The organism is Chitinophaga chungangae, from assembly GCF_017742215.1.
Classification (GTDB): Bacteria; Bacteroidota; Bacteroidia; order Chitinophagales; family Chitinophagaceae; genus Chitinophaga; species Chitinophaga chungangae.
In genome coordinates this window covers 108,166-121,573 of record NZ_JAGHKP010000002.1, presented here as the reverse complement: position 1 = coordinate 121,573, position 13,408 = coordinate 108,166, and the positions used below count along the sequence as shown (strand labels likewise).

The following is a 13,408-nucleotide window of genomic DNA, read 5'->3' as shown; positions in this document are numbered from 1 at the left end:
AGAATGCCAACTGTGTTTATCAGGTGACGAACCAAATTCATCATTTCTATCCACGTCGGCGGTAATACCTGCAACAAAATGCCAAAAGTTTCTTTCAACAACAAAAATGCCTTGTTCTTCCCTTCCCTGAAAGCGTCGGTAGAAGAATATTTTAAAACCAACAATGTACAGAAAACGGGCAACCTGCACCTGTACCTGAAAACCATCGTGCTGATACCGGTCGCAGTTGTGCTGTACGTAAGCCTGCTGGTTTTCCCGGTACACGCGGCCGCGGGTATCATCATGTGCTGCCTGCTGGGATTTACCCTGGCATGTATCGGCTTCAACGTTATGCACGACGCCTGCCACGGCAGCTATTCCAATAAAAACTGGGTGAACGACACACTGGGCCTTACGCTCAACGCACTCGGCGGAAACGCCTTCATCTGGAAACAGAAACACAACATCATTCACCACACCTATACGAATGTGGACGGGGTGGACGACGATATCGCCAAAAGCCCGCTGATGCGTCAGTGCAGCTCGCAGCAATGGGTGCCTATGCATCGTGTGCAGCATTTTTACGTGGTGCTCGTATACGGCATCTCTTCTTTCGCATGGGTGTTCATCATGGATTTTGTGAAATATTTTTCAAGCAAAGTGTACAGAACGCCGTTGCAGAAAATGAAACTGCAAGACCATCTCGTGTTCTGGGGCAGTAAAGTGCTCTACGTGTTTTTCTACATCGTGCTGCCGATACTCGTCGTAGGCGCACAAGCCTGGGTAGTGGGTTTCATCGCCATGCACCTGGTGATGGGCTTTACGCTCGCCATCGTGTTCCAGCTGGCGCATGTGGTGGAAGAAACGGAGTTTGAAGCCGTGGGCGAAGACGATAAGCTGATCGAAAACGAATGGGCGATACACCAGATCAAAACCACCGCGAACTTTTCACCCGGCGATAAAGTAGTGTCATGGTTCGTGGGCGGGCTGAACTACCAGGTGGAGCACCATCTTTTCCCCCGCATCAGCCACGTGCATTACCCGGCCATCAGCAAGATCGTGGAGGCCAAATGCAAGGAGTTCGGCATCCAGTACAACAGCATGCCTACCATGATGAGCGCGGTGCGCTCGCATTTCAGGTTTATGCGTATGCTGGGCATGAAGCCCGCTGCCATAGCGATTCCCGCCGCATAAAACATTCAGACGTTATACAACGGAATAATCAAAAAGCCGCTCTTACGGGAGCGGCTTTTTTTAATGTCTCAGCGTGATGGAGTTCGCTATCATTAATCTACACATCACTTATTTGCATGGAGCGTACTAATTTGCTTAAGCCTGGATTGCTGTCATAAATACACAGATTGGAATGTTGCTATTTTGCGTGGAGCATACCATTCTTCCAGTAAAGCTCCGCTGTTTTCAATTCATTGATCTGGTCGATCAGATCGTCGAGCGGCTGGTTGCGGAACGTTTTTCCCGTCACCAGTTTTTCGCCCGCCTCCCGGGAATCGATATGCAGCGTGGTATTGAACCAGCGGCTGGTCAGGTTCCCCAGGTCCCTGATGGTCATGTTGTCGAAATACACTTCTCCGTTTACCCACTGCGTGGTATAAGCCGGGTCGTACTTTTTTTTCATGATGGGCTGATGGGTAGCCACCAGTGCCTGTTCCATCGGCATGAGCCGTGCTTCCCGGCCCGCGGCGGCAACCGTCAGCTGCCCGCTTATCAGCGATGTTGTAACCCTCGTAGCCGTATAGGCGTCTACGTTAAATTCTTCCGAACCGTTCACTTGAATATCCGCCTGCCCTGCGTGCACGATAAACGGCCGCGCGGGATCGTTGCGTACGATAAAATATGCTTCCCCGTCCAGGTACACTTCCCTTTTCCCTTCGGGAAAGGAGAACGGGAACCGCAGTTTGGTGGCGCTGTTGAGATACACTTCGGTACCGTCTCCCAGCAGCAGCCGCTGTTCTTTCCGCGGCGGCACGCTGAGCGTGTTCCAACCGGCGGCGTCGGCGGCAGCGGGGGCGAAGCGCAGAAAACGGCTGTCTTTATACACACTGGTACCGCCGATGCGATAACTCTGCAGCCCTTTATCCTGCATGGCCACGGTTTCGCCGTTGGCGAACTCCAATACAACGGCATGGCTTCTTGCAGGCATCACCGGCCTCGGCGATACAGCCTCGGGCAGCCGCGGCCAGGCCCAGTAAGCGGCCGCAAGCACGCCCGCGATCATCGCGCCGGCCAGCAGCCTGTTGCGTAAACGCCGCATTTTTATTAGATGATGCCGGCGCAGCACTTCCTGGAAATCCGCTTCCATGTCCCGCGTATAAAATTCCTTGCGGCCGGCGGTAATGGTGTTGTTTTTGACTTCAATACGCAAGGCCCGGGCTTCCTCGCTGGTAGCGAGGATCTTGTCCAGCTTCTCCTGCTCCTCGGCGGTAATGGTGCCGAAAATTTCCTTCACGAGAAGAATGCGTATTTGAAATTCGTTTTCCATTCTGAATATATAGAGAGGTTATCACAGGCATCAGGGTGAACCAGGTGGAAAAATAATTTCTTTTTTGTTAATGGAAACCTTTTCCCTGGCCTTTTACCCGCCTGGGCGGGCGGCTTTTTGTTAATACAGCACACACAACATATACAACGCGCCCCGCGCGATTTTGTTGAGCCGGTGATAAGCTACGGCATTCCTATGCCGCAGTTTTTCATGCCGCCCTATACACAATCATGTTTGTGTTATAGGGTTGAATGCTGATCGCATTATAAAATTGCGTGTCACATTTTCACCCTTTTTTCTCCAAATCTTGTCTTTTAAATAGGAAATTCAGCGTGAATAATGAACAGGTTAAACCAATTGGTGTACGTACGATTCGCTCCCGGCGATCTGATCTGTGAAGAAGGACAGATGCCGGTTTACCTGGATGAGATCAGGAATGAAAAGTTCAGGATTACGGCAGACCTGCGGAATATAGACCAGCAATCGGCTTCCGCCAGCTGGGACGCCAACGCCCGCGCCCTGCGCCAATACCAGATGCAAACCGTAGCCATGCTCGATGTGCTGCAGCTGTTCCGCCAGCAGGCGGCGAAGTCGCTGCACGTTTTTTACGGGGAAGTGTCCTGCGTATTGCTCGACATCCTGATCGCGCTCGAACAACATTTCCCGGAATACCTGGCCCGCGATATTTACATGCCCGAAGCATACGCCCGCCACGTCGTAACACAGCTGGAACCGCGCGTCCGCGCCCTGGAAAAACAGCTGCTCGATAAAAAGGCGGACCGTGAGCTGGTACGCCTCATCTTCGCGCCGCTGCGCCAACCCGCCGGCCAGCTTACGTTCGGCACCATCATGTATTACCGCCGCCTTGTGCAGGACCTGCAAACACAGCAGCCCCTGCGGCATATGACCGTCAACGAGCGGATTCATCACATTTTATATGCATACAATTTTAATTCGCCGGAACTGTTCCGGTATACCACCAGGATGCTGCGGCGGAAAGTATCGCAGCTCCGCACCCTTCAGGAGAAAAAAGCCCTGCTGATCTGGTACGGGAAAGAACTGAAGAATATGCCGGCTAATGAATACGCATTGCATCACGGTAAAGGTTCCATCCGCGGCCAACTGCAGGAATGGATCAAAGAAGAAAAACTGTTCCTGCACACGCTGTTCACCACCTGGAGCTCCTGAAGAACGCCACAAACGTGCAGTTGACCCCAGAAATGCCTGACCTTTCCGGTTATGAAAAAAATATCTCACACCTGTGACGATGATGTTAATTCTTTCAAAATTATAGCCGGACTTTTACAGCGATATGTGCGCGCTCGCCCGGAATATTGATGGAATTATAACATCCCCGAGATATGAGAACATTTAACCAATTTGTAACGGTACAACTCAGCCCGGAAATGCTGGTGAAAAATACCGGCAGCCTGCCCGCTTACCTCAGCCGCGTGCAGGAAGAAAAACTCCGTATCACCGGCCAGCTGCTGGAGCTGTCCTCATCGCCGGAAGATCCCGCGCACGCCGCCATGATCCGCCAGTGGCAAAACATGTGCGTGGAACTGCTGGACACCATTCACCGTTTCCGTTTCGGCCATCGCGCCACTTTGCCCGCATCCGCCGCGCCAGACGAGACCGATATATTTTACGGTTCCGTGGAAGAAATGCTGCAGGCCGTGCTGGTAGCGATGGAACAGCATTTCAGTAAACTCCTGCTGCCAGGCCTGCACCTGCCGCTCAGCTACGCCGCAAGAGCGCGGCAACAGCTGCAGCCCAGGCTCAAAGCGGCGGAACGCGAACTGAAAAAAAGCGGCCTCGACCCGGACCTGCTGGAACTGGTGCTGGCGCCGGTAAAACGTTTCACCGGAGATGCAGACGTGCGGATCAGTTTCCAGGAGCTCGCGTATTACCGCGACCTGCTCGGCCAACTGGTGACCGCCGCCAGCTTCGAATCCGTGCCCGCGGACCAGTTCAACCTGGAAGCGCATTTCCTGCTCGTGCACCTCAACTTCAATTCGGCGGAATATTTCCTTTACTGCACCAGCCGCATGCGCAGGTGGCTCCGCCAGTTCAGCGACATGCAGGGCCGCGTCAATACCCTCACCTGGTGCATCCGGGAGATCAGGAACATCCCGCCGTTCCGCGACGGGAAAGGTTTCCAGGCCAACGGTTTTCACATCAAAGATCAATTGGCTGCATGGCTGGAAGAAGAACGCATCTTCATCCGCACGCTGATGACCACCATCGCACAGCCGCCTGCCGCCGCAAACCCGGAAGAAGAAAAGATGACCGCTTTCCTCGCCATTCCGCAGGCGGCGCTGATGGCGAGAGTGTACATGGAAGAAGGGATCATCCGCTCCACGTCTGTCCAGCAATTGTTCGCCGCCGTGGCCAACATGCTGCAGCTGAAAAAAACGGACGCGGGAATGGAAGATGTTTTCAGGCTGAAATTTTTCAATCCCAGCCTCGCTACCGTAACGACCTGTAAAAACTGGCTGAGCCGGGTGCTGGACAGGTTGAACGATTATGAAGACCAGATGCGCGCGCATACCGGCTATTAAGTCAACATTCAAATCCTGGAAAAATCACCCTGCACATGAAAAGTCATTTTACGCAAATACTGGCGAACCTGGAACAGGACCTGGCGGAGACCGAAACGCGCATACCCAACCTGCTGGAAAGATACAAAGCCGGCGCGCTGCTGGCGGACCGGGCCGCCGCCAGGCTGAAAGACGCGGTGCCTGAGCATTTCGGAGGCACGGCCATCGAAATATATTTTTTCAAACATATTCAGCCCTATGTGCTCAGCAGGAAAATTTATTACAGCCAGCTTTTCAGGATAGAGGCGGACAGGCCTAAAAGTATCCGCGACGATTACAAAAAATTCCTCGACCAGGAGCTTTGCCGCATTACGATGTTCTTCGAGGTGCATAACGCGCTGTACCTTTATTACCGCGGCGGCGCAACGGATAAAGATGCGCAGTATTTCCTGCGCGGCAGTCAATACAACAACGAATATCCCACCGGCCTGGATGGCGTGCTGGACACACGGTATTGCACCGTAACGTCTTTCCGGCTGGCGGAGCTGATCGCGCTGGAAGATGTCAGCAAATATCTCATCGGCAAACTCGAACAGATCCATGCGCTGCCGCGAAACCTGCACTACAAGCCGCGCCTGCGGTGGACGCATTCAAAAACCGATCTCGTGGAACTGGTGTACGCCCTTCATGTCAATGGCAGCTTCAACGACGGCGCGGCCGAGTTGAAACAGATATTCGAATGGCTGGAAAATTCCCTGGAGATCGACTTCGGCAATGTATACAGCAATTTCCGCGACATCAGGATGCGGAAAAAGGAAACGGCGTCTTTTCTCACACGGTTAAAAGACGGCTTATTGAAAAGGATAGAGGAACTGGAATGAGCTACAGTTCCGCCGCAATACGCCGCAACGCGCCGGGCAGCTCTTTTTTATCCCAACAGGTGCCGAGCGCCACGCGCACGTAATGATTGTCTTCTGTTAAACTGAACAGTTCCCCGTTGGAAATATCGATGTTTCCCTGAAGCAGTTTTTGCACGGTAGCACCGGGATTTTTGCACGGAAGCCAATAATGAAAACTGCCGGGGAAGGTACGGTAGGGCACGTCTTTGAAAATTTCTTTGAATGTTTCCGCGCAGCGGATCGCCACGGCGCGTTTTTCCTCCATGATCTGCGTAAGCAGCCCGCTGTTGATCAAATGCAGCCCGAAACGCACGAACAGGAGCGATGCGCCGCTGCTTTGCATTCTCACGATATTGATCAGGTCAGGCAGCAGGTTGCGCGGATGGATCGCGTAACCCGATTTCAGCATGGGATTGTGCACCTTCGACAGGCTGTAGAGATGAATGGTGCGTTCGGGCATCAAGGCCAGGAACGACGGGGGCGGGGAAGGATGAAGGAAACGGTAGGCATCGTCTTCCAGGATATACACGTCTTCAAAAGACCGCACGATATCTACGATCTTTTTTCTTCTTTCTTCAGACATCACGGCGCAGGTGGGATTGTGCACCGTGGGCTGCATATAGATCAGTTTGGCCGGGTATTTTTTCAGCGTGTCTTCCAGTGCTTCCGGCAACATCCCTTCTTCATCTGACCGGATCACTCTCAACCTATAACCTTCATACAGCGCATTTTGCCTGAAACCCGGGAAGGTAAAGGGCTCCACGGCAATTTCCTCCATTTTTCCGCGCAGCGCGGTGAGCACCGCCGAAAGCCCGCCGTTGGCGCTGGGCGTAAGCGTGATGTGATGATCTTCCGGGGAAAAATGCAGCCATTGGCCGAGCGTTTCCTGATCGGGCCGGCTGAGCGGCTGGTACGGCGGATGCAGCAGGTCGTATTGCTGGCCTGCGGGCAACTGCCGGCAAAAATCGAGGAACACTTTCATTTCCCGGGGCACGGAAGGGTAGTTCATATTCAGGTTAAGCATGCCGAAAGTTAGGAAATATGAACCTTCCGCGAGGATTATTATCTTTAAAACTTCATAAACGTAGAAATCTGTATGATAAGGTCCTTTTTTTCGGTGATGGCGCTCGTATGCGTCAGCCTGTTATCCCAGGCGCAGCAAAGCTGCCCGGTTATTCCGCTTCCCTCGCAAAGCACGCCCGTAAAGGCGGTTTTCCCGCTGAACGATCACACGCCGCTGGCGGTTTCGGAGCCCGCCCTGCTCGCGTCCGCCAATATGCTGCAGCAACAGTTGCTGCAATACGCCGGCATCAGGCTGGTGATTGCGCCCAAGGCGCCCGGCTATGGCATCCTGCTGAAAAAAGTGAAAGGGGATAACCCCGCCGCCTATTCGCTGGAAATGACCGGCACGCAGGTAACCATCAGCGCTTCCGGCGACGAAGGCATTTTTTACGGCATGATGTCGCTGATGCAGCTGGTGCGCACCGCCAAACCCAAAGCGGCGGCCGCGCAGGTGCCCTGCTGGAATATTGCCGACAAGCCGTTGTTTGGCTGGAGAGGTTTTATGCTGGACGAATCGCGCCAGTTCTTCGGCAAAGCCGTCGTGAAAAAACTGCTCGACGAAATGGCATCTTACAAGCTCAACCGTTTCCACTGGCACCTTACGGACGAGCCGGGCTGGAGGCTGGAGATCAAACAATACCCGCGCCTTTCCCTCGTGGGCGGCATCGGCGTACACGGCGATTCCACCGCTCCCGCGCAATATTATACGCAGGACGAGATCAAAGAGATCGTAGCTTACGCCAAAGAACGCCACATTACCGTGATACCCGAGATAGACATGCCCGGCCACGCCACCGCGGCCAACAAAGCCTATCCGCAGTTCAGCGGCGGCGGTTCCGCCAAATACCCGGAATTCACGTTTAATCCCGGTAAGGAAGAAACGTATCAATATCTTACGAACATTCTCAGGGAAGTGAACGTGCTGTTCCCTTCGCAGATGATCCATATCGGGGGCGACGAAGTGAGCTTCGGCTCCGAAAAGTGGAAGACAGACCCGGCCGTACAACAGCTGATGCAGACCAAAGGATTGAACAGCCTGCTGGAAGTGGAGCATTATTTTATCAAACGGATGGCCGATACGCTGCTGAAACTGAACAGCAAAGTGCTCGGCTGGGACGAAGTGACCGCCGCGCAGCTGCCCGCCAAGGAAACCATCGTGTTCTGGTGGCGCCACGACAAGGCCGATCAGCTGAAAGGCGCGCTGGATAAAGGTTATAACGTGGTGCTTTGCCCGCGACTGCCGTATTATTTCGATTTCGTGCAGGACAGTTCCAATACCGTGGGCCGCAGATGGGCGGGCGGTTTTAACCCGCTCAAACGCGTGTACGATTTTTCCCTCGCCACTTTACCCGTGCCCGTCGGCAACCGCGCGGCGCAGATAGAAGGTATCCAGGCGAACCTTTGGACGGAAACGGTAAGAACCACCGAGCGCATGTATTACATGACCTTCCCCCGACTGCTGGCATTGGCCGAAGCGGCATGGACGGCGCCGGAGCAGCGCGATTTCGCGCAGTTCGAGCAGCGCCTCAAACAGCACCTGCCTTTGCTGAAACAACAGGGCATCTATTACATGGAATCGCCGAAAAGCACGCCCGAGCCGATCAGGTAAGCATTTTGCGGACAAATATCTTCAAGGAAGGCTGCCGTCGGGCGGCCTTCCTGTTTAAGTGCAACGGCGCTCCCGCCGCGTTCTCCCGGATTTTGTGATATCTTCGGAGCTTTATCAAAACCTGTTTCATGAAATACGCAATGCTCGCGGGAGCGCTGCTGCTTGCAGCCGCCTGTCAACAACCCGCGCCAAAGCAGGAGGCGGAAACCTTGCCCGTGAAAGACCAGCATACCCTTTCGAATGCAGACAGCATCGACATCCGCAAACTCGATCTCAACATCGGCGTGGACTTCGAACATAAACAGATCAGCGGCGTGGCCGCCTGGCATGTGGCCAATCCGCAGAACATCCCGCTGCTGAAGCTCGACACTTACGGCCTCACCATCGACAGCGTTTCGGTAAACGGCCGGAAAGTGCAGCATTCGCTGGACGCGGCTTTGCCCGTGCTCGGCAGCAGGCTGAACATCCCCGTGGACCAGTCCGCCGAACTGGTGCAGATCTGGTACAAAACCTCTCCCGAAGCCACCGCGCTGCAATGGCTGGAGCCTTCGCAAACCATGGGCAAAAAACAGCCTTTCCTGTATACGCAATCCGAATCCATTTATGCCCGCACATGGATCCCTTGTCCGGACGGCCCCGGCATCCGTTTCCCTTACACCGCCACCGTAAAAGTGCCCGCCGGCCTGATGGCGCTGATGAGCGCGGAGAACGTGCAGCAGCGCAACGACAGCGGCATTTATCATTTTTCCATGGAGCAGCCCGTGCCCGCTTACCTGATGGCGCTGGCCGTGGGCGATATTTCATTCAAGGCGATAGACAGCATCACCGGCGTATACACCGAACCGGCCATGCTCGAAAAAGCCGCATGGGAACTGGCGGATATGGGCAAAATGGTGACTACCGCCGCACAGCTTTACGGTCCTTACCGCTGGGGCCGTTACGATGTGCTGGTGCTGCCGCCGGGCTTCCCGCTGGGAGGCATGGAAAACCCGCGCCTGACGTTCGCCACGCCTACCATCATCGCGGGAGACCGGTCGCTCGTGTCGCTCATTGCGCATGAGCTGGCGCACAGCTGGAGCGGGAACCTGGTGACGAACGCGACCTGGGAAGATTTCTGGCTGAACGAAGGTTTTACCGTGTATTTCGAGCGCCGCATCATGGAAGCCATGCAGGGCGAAAATTATGCGGACATGCTCTGGGAGCTCGGCTACCAGGACCTGCAGGGCACCGTGGACGAACTGGGAAAAGACAGCAAAGACACCTGGCTCAAACTCGACCTGCACGACCGTAACCCGGACGACGGGCTTACGGACATCGCTTATGAAAAAGGCGCGCACTTCCTCCGCCTGATCGAAAAAAACGCCGGCCGCGCAAAACTGGATACTTTCCTGCGCACGTATTTCGACAGCCACGCGTTCAAAACCATGAACACCGCCCAATTCCTCCAATACCTCGACGCGAACCTCATCAAAGGCGATACCGCCATGGCGTCGGCAATCCGGATCAAAGACTGGGTGTACGGCCCCGGCATCCCCGGCAATTGCCCGAGGGCGCCGCAGAAACGGTTTGCCAAAGTGAGCGACGAAGTGAAACGTTTCAAAGAAGGAACGGCTGCGAAAACATTACAAACCACCGGCTGGAGCTCGCACGAGTGGCTGTATTTCCTGCGTGCGCTCACCGGCGCTGACAAGGAAAAAATGAAAGAGCTGGACGCGGCTTTCGGCTTCACCGAAACCGGCAACAGCGAAATGGCGGACCAGTGGTTCGTGATGGCCGTGGCGGCAGATTACGAGCCTGCATATCCCGCGATGGAAAAATTCCTCAGCGAAGTGGGCCGTCGCAAATTTCTCACGCCGTTATACGCTGAAATGATGAAAACGCCGAAGGGCAAGGAAATGGCCGTTCGCATCTACAGCAAATACAAACAGAACTATCACCCGTTGGCGCAGGAATCGCTGAACAAGCTGGTGAAATGATCCGCCGATAATTTTATGGAAATCCCGGTTGCCGCTGGCGGCCGGGATTTTTTTTATCCGCGGATGCCGGCGATGAGATTGACGGTAAGCGCCACGGCGAACGTATTGAGGAAAAACGAAAGCAATCCGTGCACCAACGCTACCCGGCGAACTTTGCGTGAGGAGATCTGCACGTCAGACACCTGGAAGGTCATGCCGATAACAAAAGCGAAATAAGCGAAATCGAGGTAATCCGGCGTTTTCGTGTGCGGGAAACTCAATCCCCCGGCGTATTTGGTCCGGTCGGTCTCGTCATCGTCGTAATAAAGATTGGCGTAATGGATGGAAAGCGTGGTATGAATTAGCCACCACGATATGAGGATGCCGCCGATGGCCACCGGCAGGTAAACAGCCATGGACGTGTCTCCCGCTTCTTTGGACAGGATCAGCAGCAGCACCGTTACCATGCTGGCAAAGGAGGCCACGAGAATAAAACCGTATACGAAGGTCCGCCCGCCATCGTCTATCCGCGCTACTTTTCGTATCTCTTCCACCGGGCGGGTAAAAAAGAAACACCAGGTGATGAGGATGTAGGTAAGGCCGAAGGTTTCCCAGAGCAGCATGTACAGTACCAGGCTGTTGAGATGCGCGTTGCGCACCAGCAGGTACACCAGGAGGGAAACGATCAGTCCCGCAAGCACTTTGTGGAACGGGTGCAGGCGCAGCAGCAGGCCGGAAAATTGATTGAGGGGCATTTTTAAAGTTACATAAAAAACGGGGCCGTACAGTCGGTGTACAGCCCCGTTTGTGTTAAAAATTTTCCCTGCGAAGGCGTTATGATTTCTGCAATTTCTGCAGCTGCCTGAACTCGCCGGTGGGATTGGAATGAAGCACCGTCCAGTGGGTATCGCCTTCCAGCGTGATCGCGTAATTCGTACGGCCGTCCACCACGTATTCCATCACGCAGTGGATGCGCTGGTGCTGGTATTTGCGGACGAGCCGGGTCATTACCTGCGTGGGCAATTCGTTGCCGTCGATCATGCGGGACAGGGCGATCAAGGTGCCCGATCTGTCGAAATGCGCGGTGATCTTTCGGGCATTGAGCGTGAACTTCGCCATGTAGTGATCTTTCACTTCGAACCAGGTAACATTGTCCGCCCCGGCGAAGGCGCGTTCAAAAGCGATCTGTACTTTCCGGTTGTTAACGTCCCTGCCGAAAGCGGTGGCAGTAAGGAACATAGCCGCAAGAAGGGCGAGCATTCTCATGTCTGATAGTGTTTAGGGATAATAAAAGTTGTCTTGATCTTTTGGGATAGACCCGTAAATGTACTTCCCCGAAGCCGTAACTGCAAGAAAAAATGGCACTAGATAACGTGTATAGGATACCGTTATTCTGAAAATGTGCGCAGGACATAAAAAAACGTGCACCCGATCGGGCGCACGTTGGTGATTTTGCCGGCGGAGGCAATGGAGATTATGCTTTCGTTAATTTCGTGAGCATGGTGATCTCGCCGAAGCTGTCTGCGCGCAGGGTGGTCCAGTGCGTGCCGCTTTCGATCGTGAGGGCGTAATAAGTACTGCCTTCCACCGCGTATTCCACGATGGTGTGGATCTTCTGGTTCGGGTATTTGCGGATGAGCTTGTTGATCACCTGTGTGGGCAGCTCTGCGTCGGAGATGATGCGGGAAGTGGCGAGCAGGTTGCCGGCGCGGTCGAAGTGTGCGGTGATCTTGCGGGAATTGAGCGTGAACTTGGCCATATAGTTATCGCTCAGTTCGTACCAGCTAACGTTGTTCGCCCCTGCGAAGGCGCGATCGAAAGCAAACTGCACTTTGCGGTTGTGAACGTCCCTGCCGAAAGATGCGGCGGCGGTGAGAACGATGGCGGCGAGGAGGAGGAGCTTTTTCATGATTATAATGTTTTTAAGGATTCGGAATGTGGTTTTGTTTTTGTGTTGTTCGATGACGTAAAATTACTTCCGTGAAAGACGGACGGCAAGCGAATAGGTATTAATGGGAGGCTGAAAAGAGGGTTGTCCGGAATTGGGATTTATGCGGACACCGGCATTCCTGGCGGGTTTGAAGGCGGTTTGATGTTATGCGCCCCGGGAAGGGTGGCGAAGGTGAACAGGGACGACCGGTTGTGGAAAAACGATGATTTTCAAAAGCGGACACTTTATCCCGAAAACGGACGATTTTTGGTATTTTTAGGGCTTCAAATGAACTTAAAACACAGGCGAGGCTGTTATTCCGTGGAATGTCCGAGAATCTAAATAACGAGCAGGAGCTGCTGCAGAGGGTGGCCCGGGGAGACCAGGAGGCTTTCAGGGCTATATTCGGCCAGCATTACCGGTCGCTTTGTTTCTTTGCCACGTCTATCATTACCGACAGGCAGGAGGCGGAAGACATTGTGCAGGACGTGTTTTCCCGGTTTTGGGACAAACGGGGCGACTTTCCGACCGCATCCGCGGTGAAGGCTTTTTTATATATCTCCACCAAAAACGCCTGCCTGAATTATCTTAAACTACGGGAACGCCGCAACGAAAGAGAGCAGGCATTCGTTTACCTGCACGAGCACGAAGCGGGTGCCGCATTCGACCCCGTGCTGGCGGAAACCGAGATCATCGGCGAATTGTACCGCGAGATAGAGAACCTGCCCGCGCAATGCCGCCGGGTATTTACACTCAGTTACCTGGAAGGCCGGAAAAACGAAGAGATCGCCGGCTCGCTGGGCATTTCCTACAATACCGTGCGCACACAAAAATTACGCGCCCTGAAGCTGATCAGGAGCGGCCTTTTGAAGAAAAACCTCTTGCCCGCGCTCATGGCTTACCTGGCTTTTTTGAAGGGGATAAATTAAATATT

General features: G+C 54.0%; 12 protein-coding genes. 7 read left to right on the top strand and 5 right to left on the bottom strand.

The features are described 5' to 3' along the window. Positions 1-78: 78 nt before the first annotated feature. Positions 79-1,173: a fatty acid desaturase family protein gene (locus tag J7I43_RS08570; protein ID WP_209145260.1), complete on the top strand. Its 1,095-nt coding sequence runs from the start codon at positions 79-81 to the stop codon at positions 1,171-1,173. 178 nt (positions 1,174-1,351) lie between these two features. Here the strand turns inward: J7I43_RS08570 and J7I43_RS08565 are convergent, their stop codons facing one another. Beyond that, positions 1,352-2,479 (bottom strand): FecR family protein, encoded by a 1,128-nt coding sequence (locus J7I43_RS08565; protein WP_209145259.1) that lies wholly within the window; start codon positions 2,477-2,479, stop codon positions 1,352-1,354. A gap of 339 nt (positions 2,480-2,818) precedes the next feature. Here J7I43_RS08565 and J7I43_RS08560 point away from each other — a divergent pair, with 339 nt between their 5' ends. The 3 genes from J7I43_RS08560 to J7I43_RS08550 all read left to right on the top strand — a co-directional run bounded on the left by J7I43_RS08560 (position 2,819) and on the right by J7I43_RS08550 (position 5,900). Further along, positions 2,819-3,667, top strand: coding sequence for a hypothetical protein (locus J7I43_RS08560; protein ID WP_209145258.1), 849 nt, complete (start codon positions 2,819-2,821; stop codon positions 3,665-3,667). Between the two features lie 173 nt (positions 3,668-3,840). Continuing rightward, positions 3,841-5,040: a hypothetical protein gene (locus J7I43_RS08555; RefSeq protein ID WP_209145257.1), complete on the top strand. Its 1,200-nt coding sequence runs from the start codon at positions 3,841-3,843 to the stop codon at positions 5,038-5,040. 35 nt (positions 5,041-5,075) lie between these two features. After that, positions 5,076-5,900: an RteC domain-containing protein gene (locus J7I43_RS08550; RefSeq protein ID WP_209145256.1), complete on the top strand. Its 825-nt coding sequence runs from the start codon at positions 5,076-5,078 to the stop codon at positions 5,898-5,900. Position 5,901: 1 nt separating this feature from the next. Here J7I43_RS08550 and J7I43_RS08545 read toward each other — a convergent pair whose 3' ends face one another. Then, positions 5,902-6,942: an aminotransferase class I/II-fold pyridoxal phosphate-dependent enzyme gene (locus J7I43_RS08545; RefSeq protein ID WP_209145255.1), complete on the bottom strand. Its 1,041-nt coding sequence runs from the start codon at positions 6,940-6,942 to the stop codon at positions 5,902-5,904. A 72-nt stretch (positions 6,943-7,014) separates the two neighbouring features. Between J7I43_RS08545 and J7I43_RS08540 the strand changes: the two genes are divergently transcribed. After that, positions 7,015-8,589 (top strand): beta-N-acetylhexosaminidase, encoded by a 1,575-nt coding sequence (locus J7I43_RS08540; RefSeq protein WP_209145254.1) that lies wholly within the window; start codon positions 7,015-7,017, stop codon positions 8,587-8,589. A gap of 128 nt (positions 8,590-8,717) precedes the next feature. Further along, positions 8,718-10,565: a M1 family metallopeptidase gene (locus J7I43_RS08535; protein ID WP_209145253.1), complete on the top strand. Its 1,848-nt coding sequence runs from the start codon at positions 8,718-8,720 to the stop codon at positions 10,563-10,565. A 53-nt stretch (positions 10,566-10,618) separates the two neighbouring features. On the opposite strand, the gene J7I43_RS08530 is transcribed toward J7I43_RS08535, so the two are convergent. The 3 genes from J7I43_RS08530 to J7I43_RS08520 form a co-directional block, all read right to left on the bottom strand. Beyond that, the gene (locus tag J7I43_RS08530; RefSeq protein ID WP_209145252.1) at positions 10,619-11,299 is read right to left on the bottom strand and encodes a DUF1345 domain-containing protein; all 681 of its coding nucleotides are present in this window, start codon (positions 11,297-11,299) and stop codon (positions 10,619-10,621) included. Positions 11,300-11,378: 79 nt separating this feature from the next. Then, positions 11,379-11,810: a hypothetical protein gene (locus tag J7I43_RS08525; protein ID WP_209145251.1), complete on the bottom strand. Its 432-nt coding sequence runs from the start codon at positions 11,808-11,810 to the stop codon at positions 11,379-11,381. Between the two features lie 208 nt (positions 11,811-12,018). Continuing rightward, entirely contained in the window at positions 12,019-12,453 is a 435-nt protein-coding gene (locus tag J7I43_RS08520) for a hypothetical protein (protein ID WP_209145250.1), read from the bottom strand. A gap of 347 nt (positions 12,454-12,800) precedes the next feature. Here J7I43_RS08520 and J7I43_RS08515 point away from each other — a divergent pair, with 347 nt between their 5' ends. After that, entirely contained in the window at positions 12,801-13,403 is a 603-nt protein-coding gene (locus J7I43_RS08515) for an RNA polymerase sigma-70 factor (protein ID WP_209145249.1), read from the top strand. The last annotated feature ends 5 nt before the right edge of the window (positions 13,404-13,408 follow it).